20 protein-coding genes are annotated in these 23,468 nt (G+C 42.3%); 10 read left to right on the plus strand and 10 right to left on the minus strand.

The window, feature by feature from the left end; genetic code table 11:
- Positions 1-118 precede the first annotated feature (118 nt).
- Complete coding sequence (locus tag GDK41_RS10090) at positions 119-967, plus strand: DUF72 domain-containing protein (RefSeq protein WP_152086297.1); 849 nt, start codon at positions 119-121, stop codon at positions 965-967.
- Positions 968-973: 6 nt separating this feature from the next.
- Here the strand turns inward: GDK41_RS10090 and GDK41_RS10095 are convergent, their stop codons facing one another.
- Positions 974-1,384 (minus strand): GFA family protein, encoded by a 411-nt coding sequence (locus GDK41_RS10095; protein ID WP_152086298.1) that lies wholly within the window; start codon positions 1,382-1,384, stop codon positions 974-976.
- 79 nt (positions 1,385-1,463) lie between these two features.
- Between GDK41_RS10095 and GDK41_RS10100 the strand changes: the two genes are divergently transcribed.
- Positions 1,464-1,967 (plus strand): M48 metallopeptidase family protein, encoded by a 504-nt coding sequence (locus tag GDK41_RS10100; protein ID WP_152086299.1) that lies wholly within the window; start codon positions 1,464-1,466, stop codon positions 1,965-1,967.
- 198 nt (positions 1,968-2,165) lie between these two features.
- On the opposite strand, the gene GDK41_RS10105 is transcribed toward GDK41_RS10100, so the two are convergent.
- Positions 2,166-2,855: a DUF3334 family protein gene (locus tag GDK41_RS10105; protein ID WP_152086300.1), complete on the minus strand. Its 690-nt coding sequence runs from the start codon at positions 2,853-2,855 to the stop codon at positions 2,166-2,168.
- 117 nt (positions 2,856-2,972) lie between these two features.
- Between GDK41_RS10105 and cmoA the strand changes: the two genes are divergently transcribed.
- The 5 genes from cmoA (at position 2,973) to GDK41_RS10130 (ending at position 7,243) form a co-directional block, all read left to right on the plus strand.
- Entirely contained in the window at positions 2,973-3,698 is a 726-nt protein-coding gene (cmoA, locus tag GDK41_RS10110) for a carboxy-S-adenosyl-L-methionine synthase CmoA (RefSeq protein WP_152086301.1), read from the plus strand.
- A 10-nt stretch (positions 3,699-3,708) separates the two neighbouring features.
- Positions 3,709-4,677 (plus strand): tRNA 5-methoxyuridine(34)/uridine 5-oxyacetic acid(34) synthase CmoB, encoded by a 969-nt coding sequence (gene cmoB, locus GDK41_RS10115; protein ID WP_152086302.1) that lies wholly within the window; start codon positions 3,709-3,711, stop codon positions 4,675-4,677.
- Positions 4,678-4,834: 157 nt separating this feature from the next.
- On the plus strand, positions 4,835-5,887 hold the full coding sequence (purM, locus tag GDK41_RS10120; RefSeq protein ID WP_152086303.1) for a phosphoribosylformylglycinamidine cyclo-ligase: 1,053 nt from the start codon (positions 4,835-4,837) through the stop codon (positions 5,885-5,887).
- Positions 5,887-6,534, plus strand: a complete 648-nt coding sequence (gene purN, locus GDK41_RS10125) for a phosphoribosylglycinamide formyltransferase (protein ID WP_152086304.1) — start codon at positions 5,887-5,889, stop codon at positions 6,532-6,534. The genes purM and purN overlap by 1 nt, the downstream gene beginning before the upstream one ends.
- Positions 6,479-7,243 (plus strand): DUF3108 domain-containing protein, encoded by a 765-nt coding sequence (locus GDK41_RS10130; protein WP_152086305.1) that lies wholly within the window; start codon positions 6,479-6,481, stop codon positions 7,241-7,243. The genes purN and GDK41_RS10130 overlap by 56 nt, the downstream gene beginning before the upstream one ends.
- Before the next feature lie 55 nt (positions 7,244-7,298).
- On the opposite strand, the gene GDK41_RS10135 is transcribed toward GDK41_RS10130, so the two are convergent.
- Positions 7,299-8,063 (minus strand): class II glutamine amidotransferase, encoded by a 765-nt coding sequence (locus GDK41_RS10135; protein ID WP_152086306.1) that lies wholly within the window; start codon positions 8,061-8,063, stop codon positions 7,299-7,301.
- Between the two features lie 297 nt (positions 8,064-8,360).
- On the opposite strand from GDK41_RS10135, the gene GDK41_RS10140 reads away from it, so the two are divergent.
- Positions 8,361-9,023 (plus strand): hypothetical protein, encoded by a 663-nt coding sequence (locus tag GDK41_RS10140; RefSeq protein WP_152086307.1) that lies wholly within the window; start codon positions 8,361-8,363, stop codon positions 9,021-9,023.
- Positions 9,024-9,106: 83 nt separating this feature from the next.
- On the opposite strand, the gene GDK41_RS10145 is transcribed toward GDK41_RS10140, so the two are convergent.
- Positions 9,107-10,489 carry a Na+/H+ antiporter NhaC family protein gene (locus GDK41_RS10145; protein WP_152086308.1) on the minus strand — a complete coding sequence of 461 codons (1,383 nt, stop codon included), beginning with the start codon at positions 10,487-10,489 and terminating at the stop codon, positions 9,107-9,109.
- Between the two features lie 418 nt (positions 10,490-10,907).
- Between GDK41_RS10145 and GDK41_RS10150 the strand changes: the two genes are divergently transcribed.
- Positions 10,908-11,144 carry a hypothetical protein gene (locus GDK41_RS10150; RefSeq protein WP_152086309.1) on the plus strand — a complete coding sequence of 79 codons (237 nt, stop codon included), beginning with the start codon at positions 10,908-10,910 and terminating at the stop codon, positions 11,142-11,144.
- A gap of 57 nt (positions 11,145-11,201) precedes the next feature.
- Here the strand turns inward: GDK41_RS10150 and topA are convergent, their stop codons facing one another.
- Both topA and GDK41_RS10160 read right to left on the minus strand, forming a co-directional pair.
- Positions 11,202-13,841 (minus strand): type I DNA topoisomerase, encoded by a 2,640-nt coding sequence (gene topA, locus GDK41_RS10155; RefSeq protein WP_152086310.1) that lies wholly within the window; start codon positions 13,839-13,841, stop codon positions 11,202-11,204.
- Positions 13,842-14,088: 247 nt separating this feature from the next.
- Positions 14,089-17,490: a hypothetical protein gene (locus GDK41_RS10160; RefSeq protein WP_152086311.1), complete on the minus strand. Its 3,402-nt coding sequence runs from the start codon at positions 17,488-17,490 to the stop codon at positions 14,089-14,091.
- A 167-nt stretch (positions 17,491-17,657) separates the two neighbouring features.
- Here GDK41_RS10160 and GDK41_RS10165 point away from each other — a divergent pair, with 167 nt between their 5' ends.
- Positions 17,658-18,983, plus strand: a complete 1,326-nt coding sequence (locus tag GDK41_RS10165; protein ID WP_152086312.1) for a dicarboxylate/amino acid:cation symporter — start codon at positions 17,658-17,660, stop codon at positions 18,981-18,983.
- A 56-nt stretch (positions 18,984-19,039) separates the two neighbouring features.
- Here GDK41_RS10165 and GDK41_RS10170 read toward each other — a convergent pair whose 3' ends face one another.
- The 4 genes from GDK41_RS10170 to nagX form a co-directional block, all read right to left on the minus strand.
- Positions 19,040-20,209, minus strand: a complete 1,170-nt coding sequence (locus GDK41_RS10170; RefSeq protein ID WP_152086313.1) for a cystathionine beta-lyase — start codon at positions 20,207-20,209, stop codon at positions 19,040-19,042.
- 9 nt (positions 20,210-20,218) lie between these two features.
- Positions 20,219-21,133, minus strand: coding sequence for an NAD(+) diphosphatase (gene nudC / locus GDK41_RS10175; protein ID WP_172971596.1), 915 nt, complete (start codon positions 21,131-21,133; stop codon positions 20,219-20,221).
- 139 nt (positions 21,134-21,272) lie between these two features.
- Complete coding sequence (gene nagB, locus GDK41_RS10180; RefSeq protein WP_152086314.1) at positions 21,273-22,076, minus strand: glucosamine-6-phosphate deaminase; 804 nt, start codon at positions 22,074-22,076, stop codon at positions 21,273-21,275.
- 258 nt (positions 22,077-22,334) lie between these two features.
- Positions 22,335-23,468 (minus strand): transmembrane glucosamine N-acetyltransferase NagX, encoded by a 1,134-nt coding sequence (gene nagX / locus GDK41_RS10185; protein WP_152086315.1) that lies wholly within the window; start codon positions 23,466-23,468, stop codon positions 22,335-22,337.

The raw sequence follows: 23,468 nt of genomic DNA on the forward strand, positions 1-23,468 counted from the left end.
AATTATCGGCGATTATATAAAAATACCCGTCGCAATGTCATCCTTGATTCTATTTAGTTTCTAAATTTCGCTAACTTTATTACACTAGCGCCATTATTTAGACGACTCACATACAGTTATGTTATATCTTGGCTGCCCTCAATGGAGCTCTGTGCACTGGAAAGGACGCTTTTTCACAACTCATTGCCCAAATAGCAAAATGCTCAATGAGTACGCCCATATATTTAACACTGTAGAAGGCAACACCAGCTTTTATGCTGATCCAAAACCTAGCACCATCAAAAAATGGTGTAGCGAGGTGCCTGAAAACTTTCGCTTCACCTTTAAGATCCCAAAGCGTGTTTCACACGACATGGCACTACAAAACTGTCATCAAGAAATAAATCAATGGCTACAATTGTTTGAGCCCCTATTCGATAAACTTGGCATGGTAATGCTGCAACTGCCTAAAGCATGCGGTCCTGAGTATTTATCAAGGATCATCGAATTTTGTCAGTTATTACCAAATGAACTGCCACTAGGTATTGAGGTGCGCCATTTAGGCTTTTTCGACAAAACGGATAATGAGCGACGATATAACCAGTTTTTGATGGCTAATCAGTATAACCGCATTATGATGGATACACGCCCACTTTTCAGCGAGCCCGCTACCTCACCAGCCATTGTTGATGCGCAGCAGAAAAAACCAAGAGTGCCTTTACATGTGATTGCAACAGGTACTTCACCAGTTATACGTTATGTAGGCTGCTCCGACTTACAAGCTAACAGGCAGTTTTACATCCCTTGGCTGAAAAAAATTAACCAATGGCTTGATGAAGGTAAAACGCCCTATGTGTTTTTTCATACAGCTGATAACTACGACGCGCCTTTGCTTGCACAGCAATTTGTGTCTGATCTCAATAGATTGAATGTTAAGCTGGGACCGTTTCCTGCAGAGCAGCAACCCCAGCAAACTACTTTACTGTAGGTCATTTTATATATTGCGGCTAGGTTCGAACGCTTTATATCGAGGCAAGGTTGCATCTAAATCATCCCAGTTGGCTTTACTCGTAATAAAGTTGTGAGATATCGGTCTCTCGCTAATATCTGAGTCTAAAATACCCAAGCGCAAGCGCAGCTTTTCTGGTAAATCACTGTTTGAACTAAACAAAGGAGACGCACAGTGAGTGCAAAAATGACGTTTTCTTCCGGGCTTAAATTCGAAGTATTTGATATGTTCACTGCCTTTTACCACAGTTAAGTCGCTCGTATTTACAAAGCCATTGGTAGCATAGGCTGTGCCTGTTGATTTACGGCATAGCGAACAGTGACAATGAATGATATCGCTTATTTTACCTGTGATTGTAAGCGCAACTTGACCGCATAAACAGCTTGCCTGATACATCCTGTACTCCTTGAAGTTATTCTTGTTTGTTTTTTAATGCATTATACTGCACACGAACTTTTGTACCAGAGGTAAAGACATGGACTTTGCGCGTTATTTTGTCCACTATCCCGACGCCATTCAATCACAGATTGAACAGCTCATCGCATCAGGACGTATTAAGCAATACTTCGAACGTAAGTATCCCAATGCACACCACTTACAAAGTGAAAAAGCCTTATATGAATTCACCAATCAACTTAAACAACGCTACTTAAAAAACGCACCAAAGCTCAGTAGCGTAAGGTATAAGAAGCAACAAGATCTGGTGAAAAATGCACTAGGCACTCACACTTTTAAAAGTCATCAGCATGGTGGTAAATTAAAAGCCAAGCATGAAATTGCGATTGCATCACAATTAAAACAAGCGCCAGAGGCGTTGTTAAAAGTACTCGTTGTACATGAATTGGCGCACTTTAAGGAAAAAGACCACAACAGAGCGTTTTATCAGCTTTGTTGTCATATGGAGCCTGATTATCATCAGTTAGAGTTAGACTTGCGATTATTTTTGGTACTACAAGAGTTAGAGTTGAGTTTTTACTGACCACATTAAGTGACTCAACGGTAGGTATGTATTTCCCTGTTTTATTGTGCCTGTCAGGCAATGCCATTTAATCAATTAATTTAAACTATATCAGCAATAAGTGCCGAATTACTCGGCACTTATGTGGTTTGTGAGCGCACGCCTTTAAACTACTTCGTGTAACCTAAGGTTGCGAATGCCGCGGTTTGACAACGCTAGTTACAAACCCAAATCCGACATAAAGTCATCATCGGCCATATCATCAGCGCTCTCGGCGGCTTTTTTCTCTTCCTTTTTAGCATCTTTAGCTGCTTGGCTGGCAATGATGGTATCAGGGTCCACCGACTCAGCGATATCAAAATCGTGTAGTTTGATAAACTCAGTCTTATCCATCGCAAGCTCAAGATAAAATATATTTTGGCTTTGTGTGGTAAACGTAACACGTCTTGCTTGAGGACGGTCCATAGTAGTATCTACCGATATTTGCACTTGCTTGTTAATGGCCATCATCTTAGGTTGGTTTTGCGTAATTGAGGTATGCAGTTGCTCACGCACTTTACTGGTAAAATCACCCACGATTTGGTTCATCAACTCACCCATCACATTTGACACATCATCAGATAGGTGACTGCTGGCAATTTCGTCCTCTGGCATACCCATATTACGCATGTAATCTTGGTAAATTTCCATTGCAGCTTGTGCGGTAAAATTAGTTACAACGAGCCCTGTAAACCCCCCATCGAACAGCACAAAACAGCCAATATCAGGGCGCATACAAGTGCGTGTGATCTTTTGTACCATTGCCGAGTATGCAATTTGATTTCCGCTTGCTGATGACAGCACCTCGGTCACTGAACGACACAAGGTTGATAATATGTCTTCTGTACTAACCACTTTATTTTTCGTCATTATTTGTCTCTTTACTTACTTCTTTTTATTAATAGTAGCCAAGCTACTCAATTTATCACTGACTATCCAGTATAAAATGTTAAAATAGCATGATTAATTGGCAAGAGAGATAAAATTGTGACTGGCAAAGACAGTATTTATGCCACTGAGCAACAAGTAAAAGACTTCAGCTTTGATGCCAACGTCGTTGAAGTGTTTCCTGATATGATCCAGCGCTCGGTGCCTGGTTATGCAACCATCGTAAGCACCATGGGCAAACTTGCTGGGCAATATGCGCAAAGCAACTCAAATCTATATGATTTGGGATGCTCTTTAGGCGCGGTAACACTGAGCATGCGTCGTAATATAGCAAAAGAAAACTGTGAAATTATCGCTGTTGATAACTCTAAAGCGATGGTTGAGCGCTGCAAAATGCACTTAAGTGGCTTCAAATCAGACGTGCCTGTGAGCGTGCAATTAGGTGATATTACTGAACTTGACATTGAAAATGCCAGTGTTGTGGCTATGAACTTCACCTTACAATTTATCCCAAAAGAACAACGTGAAACAGTGTTAACAAGTATTTATAAAGGGTTAAAGCCCGGTGGTGTGTTGCTTTTAAGTGAAAAAGTCAAAGGTGAGACGGATCAACAAGATAACTTACTGATTGACTTGCACCATGACTTTAAACGCCACAATGGTTACTCTGAGCTTGAGATCAGCCAAAAACGTACAGCGATTGAAAATGTAATGAGACCTGACCGCTTAAGCACCCATATGTCTCGACTGGAAAACATTGGGTTTAAACAAACCCAAGTTTGGTATCAATGTTTTAACTTTTGCTCTTTGGTAGCAATTAAATAACGGAGCAAAAATGCACTCTTGGTTTACAGATTTTTACGCTGCCATAGCTAAAAGCCCTCTCAGTCACTGGCTAGATACACTGCCTGCGCAGCTAACGCATTGGCAAAATGAAGCGCAGCATGGTGACTGGCCGCAGTGGGAAAAGGTCCTTAAAAACTTACCTGAATCAAATACCACACATGTAAATATTACAGACAGCGTTGAATTTGGACTACCCGAAGAACTCTCTGATGGGCACAAAAAACAGCTAACTCATCTTCTCAAACGCATGATGCCATGGCGTAAAGGCCCATTTAACATTCATGGTATTCATATTGATACTGAATGGCGTAGCGATTGGAAGTGGGATCGCCTGTTGCCACATATTAGCGATTTACATGGCCGTACAGTGTTAGATATTGGCTGTGGCTCTGGCTATCACTTATGGCGAATGCGCGGCGCAGGTGCAAATTTTGTAGTAGGAATTGACCCATCAGATTTATTCTTGTCTCAATTTCAAGCTGTTAAACATTTTAACCCCGACCCCAACGTACATCTGTTACCACTGGGTGTTGAGCAACTACCACAACTCAAAGCCTTTGATACGGTATTTTCGATGGGCGTACTGTATCACCGTCGTTCACCAATCGACTTTTTAGCGCAGCTTAAAGCACAGTTACGCGCTGGTGGCGAGCTTGTGCTAGAAACACTGGTCATTGAAGGTGACGTGAACACCGTACTGGTACCAACGGACCGCTACGCGAAAATGCGTAACGTGTGGTTTATCCCAAGCACTGATGCACTTACTCTGTGGCTAGAACGTGTTGGCTTTAAAGATATCAAAGTGGTAAACAAAGACATCACGTCGTTGGACGAACAACGCCGCACTTCATGGATGGAAACAGAGTCATTAGCTGACTTTTTAGACCCTAATGACCCAAGCAAAACCATTGAAGGTTACCCCGCACCGCTGCGCGCTATTCTAACCGCCAAAGTGTAACAACTTTGTATCGAAGGGCCCATGCTGGCCCTTCAACATTTTAGCCAATAAAGCCTAACAGCTAATTTGTCATATTTCAGCTAGCCCCAAATTGCCAATTGTTGTAAAATACGCGCGTTTCTAAGCAACCCATAAATAGCAATTTTGAGGAAAACCTGTGAGCGAACAAAAACAGTCTCTTAGCTACAAAGACGCAGGCGTAGACATCGATGCGGGTAACGCATTGGTAGAGCGCATAAAAGGCGTAGTGAAAAAAACTCGCCGTCCAGAAGTAATGGGCGGAATTGGCGGTTTTGGTGCACTATGCGAACTTCCAACTGGTTACAAAGAGCCTGTATTAGTTGCTGGCACTGATGGCGTTGGCACAAAGCTACGCCTTGCTATCGATTTGAAAAAACACGACACAGTAGGCATCGACCTCGTTGCAATGTGTGTGAATGATTTAATTGTCCAAGGTGCTGAACCCCTATTTTTCTTGGACTACTATGCAACAGGTAAACTTGACGTAGACGTTGCTGCTGATGTTGTAACAGGTATTGGTAAAGGCTGCGAATTATCGGGTTGTGCATTGATTGGTGGTGAAACTGCTGAAATGCCTGGTATGTATGAAGGCGATGATTATGACATGGCCGGCTTCTGTACGGGCGTAGTTGAAAAATCTAAAATCATCGACGGTACTAAAGTTGCCTCTGGCGACCAATTAATTGCTTTAGCATCAAGCGGCCCACACTCAAACGGCTATTCGCTTATCCGTAAAGTGTTAGAAGTATCTGGCGTTGACACAAACTCAGAGTTTGAAAGCAAAACGCTTGGTGAGCACCTATTAGAGCCAACACGTATCTATGTAAAATCAATTCTTGAACTGCTTAAAGATGTTGATGTTCACGCCCTTTCACACATCACAGGTGGCGGCTTCTGGGAAAACATTCCACGCGTATTACCTGAGTCAGCAAAAGCAGTTGTTAAAGGCGACAGCTGGCAATGGCCTGCTATTTTCAACTGGCTGCAAGAAAACGGCAATATCAGCACTCATGAAATGTACCGCACGTTCAACTGTGGCGTGGGTATGATCTTAGTTGTGCCAGCCGATAAGCTAAACCAAAGCCTTGAGATCTTAAAGGCACAAGGTGAAGACGCTTGGCACATTGGTGAGATCCAAACTGCCAAAGCAGATGAAGAGCAAGTTGAGATTGTAGGTGGAAAAGCCTAATGTCTAACACTCGCTTAGTGGTATTGATCTCTGGAAGTGGTTCAAACCTGCAAGCCATTATAGATGCTTGCCAGAGTAGTCAAATTAAGGGCGAGATAGTTGCTGTTATTAGTAACAAAGACAACGCTTATGGCTTAACACGCGCTGCCAACGCTGGCATACCTACACGCGTTTTAAGTCATAAGGCATTTGCTACACGTGAAGATTATGATGTTGAATTAGCATCTTTAATTGCATCTTTTGATCCAGATTTGGTTGTATTAGCTGGATTTATGCGTATTCTAACTCCTGACTTAGTGCAAAAATTTAAGGGAAAAATGTTGAACATTCACCCTTCTTTGTTGCCTAAGTACCAAGGGCTGAACACCCACCAAAGAGCAATAGACGCAAAAGACGATGTACACGGTGTGAGCGTACACTTTGTGACTGAAGAGCTAGACGGTGGTCCGGTTGTACTGCAAGCTAAGGTGCCTATCTTAGCCGACGATACAGCCGAGACACTGGCACAGCGGGTTCATGAGCAAGAACATATAATCTATCCTTTGGTGGTCCAGTGGTTCAGCGAACACAGACTAACTATGGAAGCAGATTATGCCGTTTTTGATGACCAACCCCTTCCAGCTCAAGGCGCAACTTACCCAAAATAAAAAAATATGCGCTTGGCTAATTGGCTTAAGCGCTATGTTCTCCTGTTCTCTTTTTGCCAACCCACTCGTTCCATACAATGCGGAATATCAAGTCTCTCGTAAGGGATCTGTTCAAGGTTCAGCGTTTCGAGCGCTAACAAAACTAGATAACAACACCTACCAACTAAAATACAGAAGTGAAATTGAATGGATGATTTTTTCTGACGAGCGAGAAGAAACTTCAACATTCAAAATGCAAGGCGAACAGCCGATCCCCATGGAATACTCTATGATACGCAGTGGTACTGGTCCTGATAAAGACTATAAAATTACTTTTGACCATAAAAACCAAGCCATTTTATCTAATCAAGATAAGTATCCTTTGGATGTAAAGTGGATTTCGCAGCAACAAGATTTATTGACCTATCAATTGCAGCTTCGCAACGACCTTAAGGCAGGTAAGCAAACTTTTAGCTACCCAATTATTGATAAAAAAGGCAACCAGCGTACCTATGACTTTGCAGTCGATGGCGAAGAGACCATCACCCTGCCCGTTGGCAACGTAAAAACCATTCGGATCAAACGTCTATATGATAACGACAAGCGCCAAGCAACGGTTTGGTTAGCACCAGAATATGATTATATGGTGGTAAAAATGTACAAAGGCAAAGAAGGCATTGAGCAGTTTCAAGTGCAACTAACAAAGTATGAGAAGCATAACGCTATGTAATAACTCATAAAGGTAGTCGACGTTGTTCGACTACCTTTAAAACCACCCACAGTAGTTAGATTTTTTCACCCATCTTAAACAGTACAAACTCACCTTCAGCCATTTTTTGCCACTGTTCATCATTGGTTAATGGCCGTGTAGCTATCACTGTTACCACATCATTAGGCGTCGTTTCTTTTTGAAAATCGACAACCATATCCGCATCAATCAGTGTCGCTTTACCAAATGGTGCTCTGCGGGTTATCCAATGTAAGTTATTTGTACAATACGCCAACACATACACCCCATCCGTTAGGAGCATATTAAAAACCCCTTTAGCTCTAAGGGTGTCAGCAAGTTTAGCGGCATATCTAAATACCGAGGCCATATTTGCAGGCCGTTTTGGGTATTTTTCACGTATTTTATCGAGTATCCAGCAAAATGCTAATTCACTGTCGGTATTGCCCACTGGTCTATAAAATTCTGGCTTTAGGTCACTATAATTAGATAATTGGCCGTTATGAGCATAGGTGATCTCTCTACCCCATAACTCACGTGTAAAAGGATGGGTGTTCTCAAGGCACACCCGACCACGATTGCCTTGTCGAATATGGCTTATCACCGATACACTCTTGATTGGGTATGCTTTCACTAGTTTGGCAATTTCAGACTGGCAGCTAGGCTCAGGGTCTTTAAATGTTCTGCACCCTTTGCCCTCGTAAAACGTAATACCCCAGCCATCTTTATGCGGCCCAGTGTTACCGCCACGCTCCAAAAGCCCAGAAAAACTAAAACAAATATCTGTTGGGACATTCGCCGACATGCCCAATAGCTCACACATTAAATAAAAACCCCTTTAAAAACAGTAGAAAGCACCGGATTTTAGACTTATACAAGCATATGTTTTGCCCGGTGTTATGGTTACGATTGCGCTTATTATTATGCGTAACATCGGTATGCATTATGTCTCACTCAGGTGCACTCGTAAATAAGGCCAAGAATTAAAAATAATGGGTTTTCTAGGCGTGATCATAGTTACCCACACTCTACCTTTAAAAATGGCACGAACTTTAACCATTGACTACAAGTGTAATCTACAGTTAAATTAGATTACATCCGTAATCCAAAATACTAAGCTATGAAAATAATTCTATCGATATTAATCGCATTGACGATGGTCGCATGTCAAAGCCCAACTGTTCATATCTATTCGCGTGATTTATCGCAACTAGAGCGTTCGAAACTACAATCGCTTTTTGAAACTGAGAATATCCAGTTTAAGTTTACCAATTTGCAATCGCCTACTCACTATCGTGAACCGTATTTGCTATACCACCCCCAAGATAGTGATCAGGCTCTCATTAGTGCAGTGGAACGTGTAGTTAGAGAGGTAGGCTTTAATAGATTAAACACGCAGGTGTTCAACAAAGAAAACCACTATTACACCCAGGGTAATATGGGATTATATTTTCCCGCTAAAAACAACCATTCAGTAGAACTACCGGAATTATTATTTACACATCAATGCACTACCACTGATTTGCAAGTTCATATCAAACAAAACGGTAAATGGATAGCCCGTAACCAAACTGATTTACATGGCACATGGCAGTATGTTGAACCATATTTAACTCTGCATTGGTTTGATGGCTCAGGGATGGTACAACAAGCCTATCAAGGCCGAATACACACCGTACCCACCAAGCTTGGACCAAGAAACGCAGTTACCTTTACCGTTCTCGGTCATCGCAGCTATCCATTAGCATTGTTAAACTGTGATTTACAGGCGATTTTTATGTAACACGCATAACTTAAGTGGAAATAGGTGGGGGTAAATAAAGTACATCTTACAAATAGGGGGCATAAAACATGCCCCCTAACCCTTTAAGCCATTACCAAAAAGCCGGCAAACGCTATCACAGCGGCTATCAATGCATAAGGGAGCTGTGTGACCGCATGACTAATTAAGTTACAACCAGAGCCTTGTGCAGCCAGTACCGTGGAGTCTGAATAAAAACACGCTTGGCTGCCAAATGATGAAGCTGATAACAAGGCACCAATTACCATGGGGATATTGGCGTCAACTGCTACAGCTAATGGCATTACAATGGGTATAGTCACAGCAAAGATCCCCCAACTAGAGCCCGTAGCAAACGCTAAAATAGCCATAGACAAAAATACCATAGCAGGCAATAACTGTGCACTCATATATGGGCTGAGCGAATCAATCACAAAGCGCGGGAGCATAAGCTGATCGCAGACATCTTTGAAGATAAAAGCGGCAATCACCGTACCGATAGCTGGTAACATGCATTTAAAACCATCAATCATCTGCTCTAGCATCTGAGCAAGGGTCATTAATCTTTGTAGCAAATAAAACGGTACGGTCACAGCCAAAGTGGCTAATAGCCCTTTCCACACATCAATATCAAAATAAACAGTAAAGGCGACCAATAAAGTAATAGGTACAAGAAAATTGTATAACTTACCTTGCTCGTCGGCCTCTTCAAACTCTTGTTCAATGGCTTTAGCAGCATACTCATCAGGCGTCTGCACTTGTTCAAAATCAATTTGCTCTAATGCCGGCTGACCTCTTTCAACTGCGGCCTCAGCCTTTTTCATCCCACCAATCAAAGGGATAATACCAATTATAACCAAAGGCACCATCAACACAGCAACCCATGCGTAAAGCATGTAAGGTATTGCTTGAATATATGTGTTGATCCCCTGCCCTTGCTCAGCGACTCCGTTGTCGACCAACAAGCCACCAAAAAACACCGCCCAAGTAGATAAGGGCACCAACACACAAATAGGTGCAGCGGTAGAGTCAACTACATAAGCGAGCATTTCTCTGGATATTTTAAACTTATCAGTTACCCTGCGCATTGTTTCACCGACGGTTAACGCATTAAGGTAATCATCTATGAAAATAACCACGCCAAGCAAATAAGTCATCAGCAAAGACGATTTACGCCCTTTTGCTAGTTTTAATGCATTTCGACCAAATGCAAGGGCTCCGCCAGTGCGTACCAGCAAGGCAATTAATGCACCAAAACTGCCGCACACTAGGATCAGCCACCCTATCGTCTCATCTGCCATGACTTTGAGCGATGTTTCAGAAAATTTAGCTAAAACTTCTAATGGATTAATTAACGCTAAACCAACCAGTGCACCAATCACAAGTGCAAGAATAGGTCGGCGAAGCAGCACTGCTAGTGCAAGTACAACAATAGGTGGAATAACACTGATAACACTAGGCTCAAACATGCGGTATTTTCCCAATATTACAATTTATCGTTAAGAGTTAAAGGCGCAATTGATAAGTGCGCAGAGCTGCTTAATATTGGGTTGACCGATGCTTAGTATGGCCCTTCTTGAAACATCCGCGAAAAAATAAACAGGAATTGTATTTTCGTCAATTTATTTTTTTACTAAATGCTTGCAACAGCCAAAATGTCATTGCTAAGTCATCAATGATAATGAGATAAGTTTGTAGCTAACTGATTTCACGCCAAGTTATGCAGTTCGTCTTACAAAAATAGTGATTTACTCAATTTAGTTCTAAGCCAAAAGAAAGCGTACGATACCATCATTTTCTTTACTCTTTACGAGTAAATAATTTCGTTTTCCAATGGGGTATTTTTAGTTTAAAAAGTGCTTGTCCAATTAACTTAAGGCAAAAAAAATGAAAAACACATTACTTGGTATGGTTGCAGCTTTAACCTTCGTTGCAACAAGTAGCCTAGCTGATGATAACGCTGTTGCACCTCAAGAGTTAGTACAAGAGTTCACACAAATGTGCTTAGAGTGGGCAAATGACGATGGTGTGGAAGGAAAAGATCTTAAAAAATACGTTTTAGACTGTGTAAACGACGAGCTAACAAGCAGTAATTACCAAGCAGTTTCAAGCGTTGAAATTTAAAAGCCTCTAAAACCTCATTCTTAATTCATTAAAAAAGCCGGGTTCCCCCGGCTTTTTTTACTTTTTCTTTTTCGCTGCTTTGGTTTCTTCTACCCACTTACCATTTTCATAAGTCGCTTTCCAACCAGTTGCTTTACCATCAACTTCAGTCATCACATACTGAGTTTTAGTCTTTCGTGAATAGCGAACAACGGCTAAATTACCATCTGCGTCTTTTTCAGGTGCATCAGCAAGATAATAAAACTTTGGAGAGATCCTATCTCTAAAGCGCTTCAATTCTGCAACCTTAGGTGCACGTGTTTCACGAGATTTCGGGAATGTATGCGCCGCTAAGAAAATGCCTGATGCGCCATCACGTAGCACAAAGTACGCTTCTGACTTTTCACACTCTAATTCAGGTAAATGTACAGGGTCTTCTTTAGGTGGCGCAGGCTCACCATTTTTAAGCAGTTTACGGGTATTTTTACATTCATCGTTACTACAGCCGAAATATTTACCGAAGCGACCAGATTTAAGTTCCATGTCTGAACCACACTTATCACATTCGATAATAGGTCCATCATAACCTTTGATCTTGAAGGTACCCTTTTCAACTATATAACCCTTACACGCTGGGTTGTTACCACACACATGCAACTTACGCGTTTCATCGATTAAATACGAGTCCATCGCCGTTTCACACAGCGGACAGCGTTTCATTTGCATCAATGTTTCGGTTTCAACATCTTCAACGTCAGCTGCTATCGCCTCATCACCAGAGACTAAGTTCATCGTTGTTGTGCAGCGCTCTTTTGGCGGCAGGTTATATCCTGTACACCCTAAAAATACACCAGTTGATGCTGTACGAATACCCATTTTACGACTACACGTAGGGCAATCTATATCTGTTTCAACCATAACGTTTTGGCGCATGCCGCCTTGCTCTTCATCGCCTGAGGCAACTTCAAGCTGCTTTGAGAAGTTATCGTAAAACTTGTCTAGTACCTGAGTCCAGACACGCTCACCTTCAGCAATGTCATCCAGTCGGTCTTCCATCTTTGCGGTAAAGTCAAAATTCATTAAGTCATTAAAGTTTTCAACTAAACGATCGGTGACAATTTCACCCATTTTTTCTGCAAAGAAGCGACGGTTTTCTACTCGAACGTAGCCTCTATCTTGAATCGTAGAAATGATCGAAGCATACGTAGAAGGACGTCCAATACCACGTTTTTCAAGCTCTTTAACTAAACTCGCTTCACTAAAACGTGCTGGTGGCTTGGTGAAGTGTTGTTTTGGATCCAGTGCAACCAAATCAATTGCATCGCCCACCGCAACCGCTGGTAGCGATTGATCTTCTTCGTTTTTCTTACGAACTGACGGCTGTACTTTAGTCCAACCATCAAAGCGCATAACACGCCCTTTCGCCTTTAGCGTATAGTCGTCTGCACCCACAGTTAATGTGGTTAAGTCGTACTCTGCAGGGGTCATTTGACATGCAACAAATTGACGCCAAATAAGCTCATAGAGTTTTTTAGCATCGGCATCAACGCCTTCAACATGGCCCGATAGCACATTTACATCGGATGGACGTATCGCTTCGTGCGCTTCTTGTGCGTTTTCTTTTGCACTATATTTTATTGGGTTTTCTGGCAAATACTTATCGCCAAACTGCTCTGTGATGTAGTCACGACACATTGCAACCGCATCGTTCGACAAATTAGTCGAGTCAGTACGCATATAAGTTATATAGCCGGCCTCATACAAGCGCTGAGCAAGCATCATGGTTTTCTTAACACCATATCCTAAACGGGTACTTGCTGCCTGCTGCATTGTTGAAGTAATAAAAGGTGCACTTGGTTTGCTCTTGCTCGGCTTTTCTTCAACCTTAACAACTTTATAATCACAGTTTTCAAGCGCTTTAACCGCAGTCATCGTTTGTTCTTCAGTCACGGGCTTAAATGCGTTGCCCTGATATTTTGTGACTTCTAAACGAATAGGCTGCTTTTTAGCCGTTACATCAGCATGAATATCCCAAAACTCTTCAGGGATGAATGCTTTAATTTCTCTTTCTCGTTCAACGAGCAAGCGCACAGCAACAGACTGAACACGTCCTGCAGAGAGGCCGCGAGCTACTTTTTGCCAAAGTAACGGAGACACCATAAAACCAACAACACGGTCTAAGAAACGACGTGCCTGCTGTGCATACACCATATCAGTGTTCAACTGGCCTGGTGTTTCAAAAGCTTGTTGAATTGCGTTTTTAGTGATTTCGTTAAAGACTACGCGCTTATATTTTTGCTCATCACCACCAATGATCTGCTCTAGGTGCCAAGCGATAGCCTCCCCTTCTCTATCCAAATCGGTTGCGAGATAGATATGGTCGGCGTTTTCAGCAAGTTTTTTCAGCTCCTGTACTACCTTTTCTTTACCTGGCAGTACTTCGTAATGAGGTTCCCAGCCTTTTTCTGGGTCGATCCCCATACGCGCAACTAAGTTAGCGTAATCTTTATTCTTTTTATAAATGGCTTTTTCTTCAGGCGACATTTTTCTAACTTCAGCTGGACTTTTTGTAGCCAAGCCTTTCGTTTTACCTGCGCCTGAAGTAGGTAAGTCTCGCACATGCCCAACACTGGACTTGACGATATAATCCTTACCTAAATATTTATTAATTGTTTTTGCCTTAGCGGGAGACTCTACAATTACTAGCGATTTGCCCATAGCTGCCTATTTTGACCCATCTTGTCTGAGTTTTTGCCCGTCTTGGGCGACTAATATTTATAGGTATATCTACAAACACCTATTGTTACAAGCTTTAAATACAATCTTTTAGCTGATTAACGATTAATTACACAATTACCGCTGCTATTTTAAGCAAAAAGTACAAAGCCAAATTTAAGCAGCGCAATATAAAGGAAACGGTACAAAAATGCCAACCCGAAGGTTGGCATTTTTTGTGTGCCGTTTATTAACCAGCATCTTTTACTGGTAGCGTAACAGAGGTTATTACCCCTTTTGGCGTAGTGAATATAAATGACACTGCACCATCTTTCTTTTGGTTCGCCTCTATCTCTCTTGAAATAGTAAACGTTTCCTTGGCAGGTAAGGTTGAGCTTGAGTTTGGAACAGTCACGTCAGATACACCCGTATATAGTCCATTATCTGTACTAATCGCAATTTCGGTGCCTTGCGGAAGTGGATTATTGTGTATATCACTGTATAGCAAAGTCACTTGGATACTCTCAATATTATCGATGGTCGTACCCGGTGCGGCCGCCGTAGCAAAATTTACACCGAGCACATCACAGTATTCATCGTTGTCAGATTTTTCCAACTGTACCGCAATAACAGACTTGCTCGTATCGTCGGGGTCTCTCAACATGATATTTTCACAATTAGCTGGGATTGTTGTTACATTATTTCCCAACTTAGCACCAACCTTTGCAACAAAGCGAAAAGTAGGCTTACTACCTGACATAATAATTTCGGCACTATCAAACACATCTATGAGAGATTTTGTACACTGTGCTGCGCTTTGTTGGGCAGCAGTACAACTTAAGCCATTGTATTGTCCGTCTCTATCAGTAAACGTGCCATCGCCATTACCATCCCATAACTTTTCAAAATGCCCCGAGTTTGTATTTAGGGGGGAACAAGGGTTGGAAGTACTCGACGGAATACAATTTGTGCCCTCATAGTTTCCGTTTTCATTATCATCTCTAAAAGCTTCAGGCACATCGTACACGAGGCTAAATTCATTGCTGTCAAAAAGTCCATTGCCATTCACGTCATTGAAATTTTCTTCTCCGTCAGTAATGGCTATCAATGTTGCACGCCCTGCTAGAGGCACACCGTCTGAGTCATGGGCTGCATTTAAAATACCCTTGATACAAGGTGCGGGTTCACCAGCATACAAGTCACAATTACGAGTGTCTTCAAGTACAGTGCCATTGAGCTGATTGTTGCCAACATTCAAAATTTGTTCATGAGATGGCTCAGAGATACCTTGGCCCACTAAAAAGGACTTTTTCGCGGCATATAGTTTTTTAGGGTTAAACGAATCAACGCGATTTCCCCAGTAATTAGTAGAACAATTGCCTTGACTCGGTAACTCACAGTCAATTGGACTGCGCGGATCGCTAGAGGGTTTATTAGTCACAAACGGGATGATATTTTGACTTACCCAAGTGGCACTACAACGGCCATCCGTTGTTTCACACTCAAGCTCAGCATTAAACTGTGTACCATCCACGGTACCCACTGCGCCCCCTTCTGCACTAACATAAACTTTAGTGCCATCATGCACGAAATTACCGTATCTATCGGCGATATTCACTGTAACTGGCACTTCTTGGTTACTAAAGTTAAGTGTTTCTGTGTTTGTCGTAGCGACTGACAAAGACATCGTTGAGTTTACAGGCAAGCCACTCGTTACACTCAAACGACTAGATACCGACATGATAGCTTGATCTTGAGGAACTAACTTAATTGTACCTACTTGACAACCAGTAGGCTTATTAACTGCACTACATTCATCATAACGCTCTTGCCAACAGGTAACTTCATCATTATTGTTAGTCGGAATAAGCTCCGAAGGTATGAAACAGGCTTGAACCACAAAACTAGATGATACATTCCCTGAGCTTACAATAACCTTTGCTTCACCTTGCGAGTCAGTACGAACACTGCTTGGCACTAGCGTTGCGTCACTGTGCTTAGCTCTGAGTCTAAAATCTATGCGCTGGTTAGCAGCCCCTCCACTTAGACTGTTAATCAACTTGAACGTCAGCTCAGATGATTCTTTTCGCTGCGGGCCACCTGTACCTTTAAGTGCCAATAAGCTCTCAGTCACATCAACAAATTCAATTGATTGAGGTTTAGCAGGAGACACAGGAATAATGACCTGATCAGTCACTGAATTGCCCCCTTTTGAGATAGTAACCGATACGGTATCGCCTGTTGCGATATCACACCCTAGATTCTTATAAGTAGAATATGCAATACCACCCACACTTGTCGCATTGGCATCAACGCTTGCTTTGTCGCCTTCAGCACATCCAGAAGAGAATGCAACATCAAGAGGCGTAGTGACAAATGCGCCGCTCTGATCTCGGATTTCGACCGTTAATAACGTTGTTTCACCGGCTCCAAGCGCGATGTCATTACCTTGAGAATCTTTATTTAAGCCATTGTCTATGCTCAGAGATAGGTCTTCTGCACCACTGGTAAATGCAAATGTGGCTGAAACGTCATTAAATGTTGCGGTTAATTGACCTGCACCACCTTGCAAAGGTGGACGGTATTTAAATAATGCAAAGCCAAAGTTGTCTGTGACGCTTTTTTCGCCCGATAAAATTGTACCAATGTCAGCAGCTAAGTTAACCAATACTCCAGCTATACCTTGACCTGACTTAGTACTTGAAGCGCCTACAAGTACATCAACTTCAGTAATCGCGTCAATTTTATTAGTTTGTGTACAACTTTCTGAAAGCACGTCCAAAGACACGTTATCACGCTCACTTTCCCAACCCGCAGGGCAATTAGCCAACACTTTAATATTTAATTTGGTGCTATCATCTTCAGCATTCGCCTCATCACCAGATGAGTAAAATACGGTTTTGCTGGTTATGTCACTACCTTCGCTGGCGCTATACGTTGCAAGCACCTCTCCCCAGCCACGGTTTTCACCACTTTCTATTGTTATGGTAGCGATACCATCGGAATTAGTAGCGCCTGTTCCCGACTCAGGGCTCAAACGACCAGCATGATTCAATTGAAATTGCACCAGCTTGTTAGTGAGAGGTTTGTTATTTTGAGTTAACGTTGCTCTTACAAAACCCTTTTTATCCTGGGTTATCGGGTTAGTCTCACTAAACGTGTTCCCTTCGTTATCAACTACAGTTATGTTGAAAATGATTTCTGAACTGACACCCAATGCATAAAATACAGATTTGCCAGTGATCACGTTATCATCTGTAGCATTAAAGGTGGCAGTGACTTCTCCCCAACCACCATTTTCGCCACTTTCGACCGAAATAGTTGCAATACCCTCGGAGTTGGTTGCAGCGGTATATGTTTCTGGAGTTTCGACGCCAGCATAATTCAATTGTATTTGAATTAGTTTGCTACTTAATGGTTGACTGTTTTGCAATAGCGTTACAGTAATGACGCCTTTATTATCTTGACTTAAAGGATTTGCTTCATTGAATTGATTTCCCTGTTGATCAGCGATAGCAACTGTTAACGTAATCTCACCATCACTGCTTGTACCACCATCTCCATCATTATTTTTTTCAATTGAACCACCACCACCGCAAGCGGTGAGTAATAAACTGAGCATACACATGCATAACCAGCGCATCAAAGGCATTAACCTCTCTCCCTAGCAAACTTAAAGCTGTATTTTCTTTCATGTTACCTTAGAAATAAGCAAAAATTCACAGTTTTTTCTTATTTCTAACCGATTTTTTTTGCCAAAATCATCCAGCCTGTTAGGCTATGCAGATCGAATGACGTAACTCAGTTCAAACTAACAGTATGCAAAAAAATAACAAGATGAGTTTAACAACTCGGATCATGCTTGGCATGGTATTCGGGATTGTGCTTGGTTTATCACTGCAAGCCCTGTTTTCAGGTCAAGCTGAATATTTTATCCCCCTGGGTCTTTTTGACTTCCCCGTTAAAAGCTTTCTAGTTGACGGCTTATTCCATATCGGCGGACAAATATTTATTGCCAGTTTAAAAATGCTTGTTGTACCTTTGGTCTTCATCTCTTTGGTATGTGGTACATGTAGCCTTAGCGACCCTAAAAAGCTGGGCCGCTTGGGTGGCAAGTCGATTGGCTTGTATTTAATGACCACCGCTGTTGCCATTACAGTTGCAATTAGCTTAGCTTTACTAATTGCCCCTGGTGAAGGTCAAACAATACCTACAGATGCTACTTTCGAAGCACAACAAGCTCCAACGCTTGCACAAGTGATTATCAACATGTTCCCAACTAACCCAATCAATGCAATGGCAGCAGGAAATATGCTACAAGTTATTGTATTTGCGTTGCTATTTGGTATTGCAATGGCGTTATCAGGGGAACCAGGCAAACGCGTTGCGAAAGTGTTTGACGACTTAAATACAGTTGTACTTAAGCTAGTAACTATTTTAATGAACTTGGCACCCTACGGCGTATTCTGCCTCATGGCCAAATTGTTTACGACCATTGAAATGGGCCTTATTATCAGCTTGGGCAAGTATTTCTTTGTTGTCGTTGCAGCGCTTTTCATTCATGCACTTATTAACTACTCTATCATCCTTAAAGTACTCACCGGCTTAAGTCCAATTACCTTTTTACTAAAAATGAAAGACGCTTGTATGTTTGCCTTTAGCACCTCAAGCTCAAGCGCAACCATGCCAGTGACCCTTGAAACTGCAACCAAAAAACTAGGTGCACACAATTCAGTAGCTTCGTTTACTGTACCACTGGGCGCAACCATCAATATGGATGGCACAGCAATTATGCAAGGCGTGGCGACCGTATTTATCGCGCAAGTGTTTGCCATTGATTTGAGCATTACCGACTACTTAATGGTTATTTTAACCGCAACGCTGGCTTCAGTAGGTACTGCAGGTGTGCCCGGTGTTGGTTTGATTATGCTTGCCATGGTCCTTAATCAAGTAGGCCTTCCCGTAGAAGGGATAGCAATTATCATTGGTGTGGATAGATTACTTGATATGACCCGTACTGCAGTGAATGTTACTGGTGACTGTATGGTTACTTGTATTGTGGCCAAATCTGAAAAAGAGTTCGATATAGAGGTGTTTAACGACCCTGACGCGGCAAAAGAGCTAGAAGAGAAAACGTCTTTATAAACCAATAAGTAATAAAAAGCCCGCAACAACAGCGGGCTTTTTTTTTGCTGATATATTTAGCAGTTTGCCTCATACACGGCTAAAGCCTGATCTAAATCTGCGATTAAGTCGTCTACATCTTCAAGCCCTATGTGCAAACGGATCACCGGACCTTGCTCCCAACCAGTCTGACTACGTAAACCAGCCATGGTTTTATTGGCCGTTACCAAACTTTCGTACCCACCCCATGAAAAGCCCATTTTAAAATGCTCTAGCGCATCTAAAAATGCATTGATAGCCTTTTGAGTTCCTTTGTTCATTACGAACGAGAACAAACCATTGCTCCCACTAAAATCACGTTTAAAAAACTCATGACCAGGACAGGTTTGCAAAGCTGGATGCCTAACGTGATCAACAAGCGGGTGGTTGGTGAGCCACTGGGCTACTTGCAGCGCTGCTTTTTCATGCTGAGCTAAACGCACAGGCATGGTACGCAAGCCACGTAACGCCAAATAGGCATCATCTGCGGAGGTACATTGCCCCAACAAGTATGAATGCTCCCGAAGCGTTGGCCAGTGTGCCTCATTGGCAACGGCAACCCCCATCATTACATCAGAGTGACCAACAATGTATTTTGTTGCCGCTTGAATACTAATATCAACGCCATGGTCAAGCGGCTTATAATGCCAGCCATTACCATAAGTATTGTCTAACATAGTGATCACTCCATGGCGCTTGGCAGTAGCAACAAGGGTTGGAACATCTTGTACTTCCATGGTTATTGAACCCGGAGACTCCAAAAACAACACTTTGGTGTTTTCTTGAATAAGTGCTTCGATACCGGCACCTATCATAGGGTCATAGTAGGTTGTGGTAATACCCAATCCCGCTAAAATTTTGTCACAAAAGTCTCGCGTTGGTTCGTACGCAGTATCAACCATCAATAGGTGGTCGCCTGTTTTCAAAAATGACAATAAAGACTGGCTAATTGCAGCCGCACCACAGGGATAAAGCGCGCAACCAGCGCCATTTTCTAGCTCCATGATTGCATCTTGCAAAGCATAATGTGTGTTGGTGCCACGACGGCCATAAAATAAGGTGCGATTGCCTCGCTCTTTAATTGCTTGATGCATGTCTGCAACGCTATCAAACACAACCGTTGATGCGCGTTGCACGACCGGATTAACGACGCCTTGCGTATATTGAGATTTGCGTCCAGCACTCACTAATTTTGTATTTTTTTTCATTTATCACCTTTATTGTGCACGCCAATACTCGACTAAATAACGAGAGATAGAATCTGGTCGGGTTAGCTTATAGCCTGCTCCAGCGTCCCCCCACTGACCAAACGTATCCAATTGTTCACGCGAGAACCATTGCGCGTCCTCTAAATCGTCTTGATCAATATTAATATTTGTAGAACTTGCTTTACCTATAAAACCCAACATAAGCGATGAGGGGAAAGGCCATGGCTGCGATGCGATATATTCAACGTCGATCACATCAATGTCAGCTTCTTCTTTAACCTCTCTTATCACAGCCTGTTCTAGTGTTTCGCCTGGATCTACAAACCCAGCTAGGGTTGAGTACACACCTTCAGGCCAACCGGCTTGGCGACCCATTAAGCAGCGCTCAATACCATCATCAAAAGTATGTGTGATAAGCATGATCACCGCAGGATCAGTACGCGGAAATGTCATATGTTGGCATTGCTCATTTTGACAACGCCGAGCGTGTCCTGCCTCAATACTTTCATTGGTATAACCACAGCGTCCACAAAAGCGATGCGTTTTATGCCAATAACATAACCCCCTGGCCAACACGCCAACGGATGCCATATTATGATCAAGTTGCAAACCGATGCGCCTCATGTCTACAAACTCAAGATCTGTATTGTGTAGCAAAGGCAAAGTGCCATTATGGTTAGAGACGTCTAGTGCGAAGTAGTTATATCGCTCGTCTACACCCAAAAATACCGCATTCTTTTTATCAAATTCACGCACATCCTCAAGCTCAAACAAATGAAGCTCGCTCGTGGCAACATTTATCAAGTTTCTATCTTTATCTATAAGAAGCCATCGGCTATTGGTATTGATTTGACGTGTTATCCACTGCTGATCTTTGCGTTCATTAGAAGCACGATTTAAGTGCATAAAGGTATAATGTAACAAAGCCTGATCCCTGTTGATGATGTTTGCATAAAGCTAACATATTGCAGAACAAAGCTAAACTACTTGCACAGTAGTCAGCAATCAAAATACACGCAAAAAAAAAGCCCTTTCGGGCTTAAAGCTATAGTGTAACTCCACACTACAGAGAGGCAAGAGACGCCAAATAGTCTTGAAGCTTTTGGTTTTCAGCTTCAATATGTTGGTAAAATTCAATATCTTTTAGTTTACTAGCCGCTAACAGGTCGATGACGATTACGGCGTCTTTATGCATTTGCAACGCTGACGCGGGGCAGGATGCTGTTAATGGACCTTCGACCATCGCTTGAACTGCATCAGCTTTATTTTCACCTGTTGCTAGCAAAATCACTTTTTTGGCATCTAAAATCGTGCCTATGCCCATTGTGATGGATAGATGCGGTTGATACTCTCCGTCTTTGAAAAAACGGGCATTATCGTCAATGGTTTCTTTAGTTAATGTTTTTACTCGCGTACGAGATGTTAAACCTGAAGATGGTTCATTAAAGCCAATATGACCATTGCGTCCAATACCGAGTAACTGAATATCGACTCCCCCAGCTGCAGCCATTCGTGCTTCATAATCTTGACATGCTGTTATAGGGTTTTTCGCATCACCTGGCGGTACGTGCGTGTTATCGATATCAATGTCGATGTGGTTAAACAACTGCTCATTCATAAAGTAACGATAGCTTTGCGGATGAGAGCCTTCTAAACCAAGATACTCATCTAAATTAAATGTTGTAGCATCTTTAAAACTCAACTCGCCTTCTCGATTACGGCGAATAAGCTCTTGATACAGGGCAACTGGCGTAGAACCTGTCGCCAACCCCAGTACTGATTCAGCTTTACGTTGTAGCTGGTTAGAAAATAAATCTGCGCCATAGGCTGCGACTTCTGCGGCATCATTTAAAATAACAATTTGCATAGTATTAGCTCAACGTTGAGTACAAAGAAAAATGGGATCTGAACCTTACTTCGCGTGCAATCAAAGTAAGGTCAGATCAAACCTAATTGGGATACACTGTATTATTAGGCATTACCATTATGACAACGCTGTCATTATTATCAGAATAAAAAGCTTTGTAAAGTAAAAGTGAAGAAAAAATTCACCATTTTAGCTCCAAAAACGATGAAGCCCACGTATTTCGTGGGCTTCGCTATCTTGAAATTATTTTAATTTACATTAAACGCTTACAAAGATCTTCCGTTTATACATCCAATGTAGCACTAATAACTGCACTAAAAGCAATGCTAAAACACTAAGTAAAGGTTGCCATTGAGCTGAAGCAGCTGTAACTAATCCACCAAATACACTTAGGCTGATATAGCCCCAATCAACCAAAGACGAAGCAAGATAGATAATAATCGAGTTCGCCCCTATGATTATGAATGGATAAGCTAGCTTTTGCGTATTTAATAAATCGACCAACGCATAAAAAATCGCGAACAAAATTGTACTCCAACCCACCGTAACGAGTACAAATGAACTGGTCCAAAGCTCTTTATTTACCGGAAAGAACACATCCCATAACCAACCAATGAGTAAACAACCTAGACCAACACCAAATAAAACAACAACGCTACGCCACTGCCCAAACTGCTCAGCGCGTGACACAAAGCGGCCAACAAACACTCCTGCAATCGCGTTTACTATCGCTGGTAAGGTTGATAACACCCCTTCTGGGTCAACAACACGAGATTGATAACTTATCCCAGGTAAAAAGTACTTATCAAACCAAGCATTCCAACTTCCAGCGCCGCTAGCTGATAGATCCCCTGCCACACCATTTGGCACAGGAATAAAGCACAATAGGAGCCAGTAAAAAAGTAAGATCCCCGCACCAACAAAAGCTTGAGTGCGCGCACTGGTATGCCAAACTAACAGCGCACAAAAAAACCATGCGAACGCTATTCGTCCTAATACACTTGCGTAGCGAACTTCATCGACAGCAGCAGGTATGCCTGTCCCCCAGCCATGATTGTATAAAACCCCAAGTAAACACAGCAGAAGCAACCTTTTAACAGCTTTTTGGTAATACGGCTTTCTTTGTGCCAAAGGCATGTGATCAATACGTTTAGGTGCAAGTCCCATCGCCACGCCAGAGAGAAAAATAAATAGTGGAAAGATTAGGTCATAGAAAGTAAAACCATGCCAAGGACTATGCACTGTATGCGCTTCAAATAACTTCCAGCCATGCCAGCCTGTAAGTACAAATAGTGCGGCAAAAATAGATTGCCCCCCTAAAATCCAAAACATATCCATGCCCCGCAGAGCATCGAGCGATGCCAGACGTTTTTTTGTGCTTTTTGTAGTCAT

The sequence above is a fragment of the Pseudoalteromonas sp. A25 genome (genome assembly GCF_009176705.1).
GTDB lineage: Bacteria > Pseudomonadota > Gammaproteobacteria > Enterobacterales > Alteromonadaceae > Pseudoalteromonas.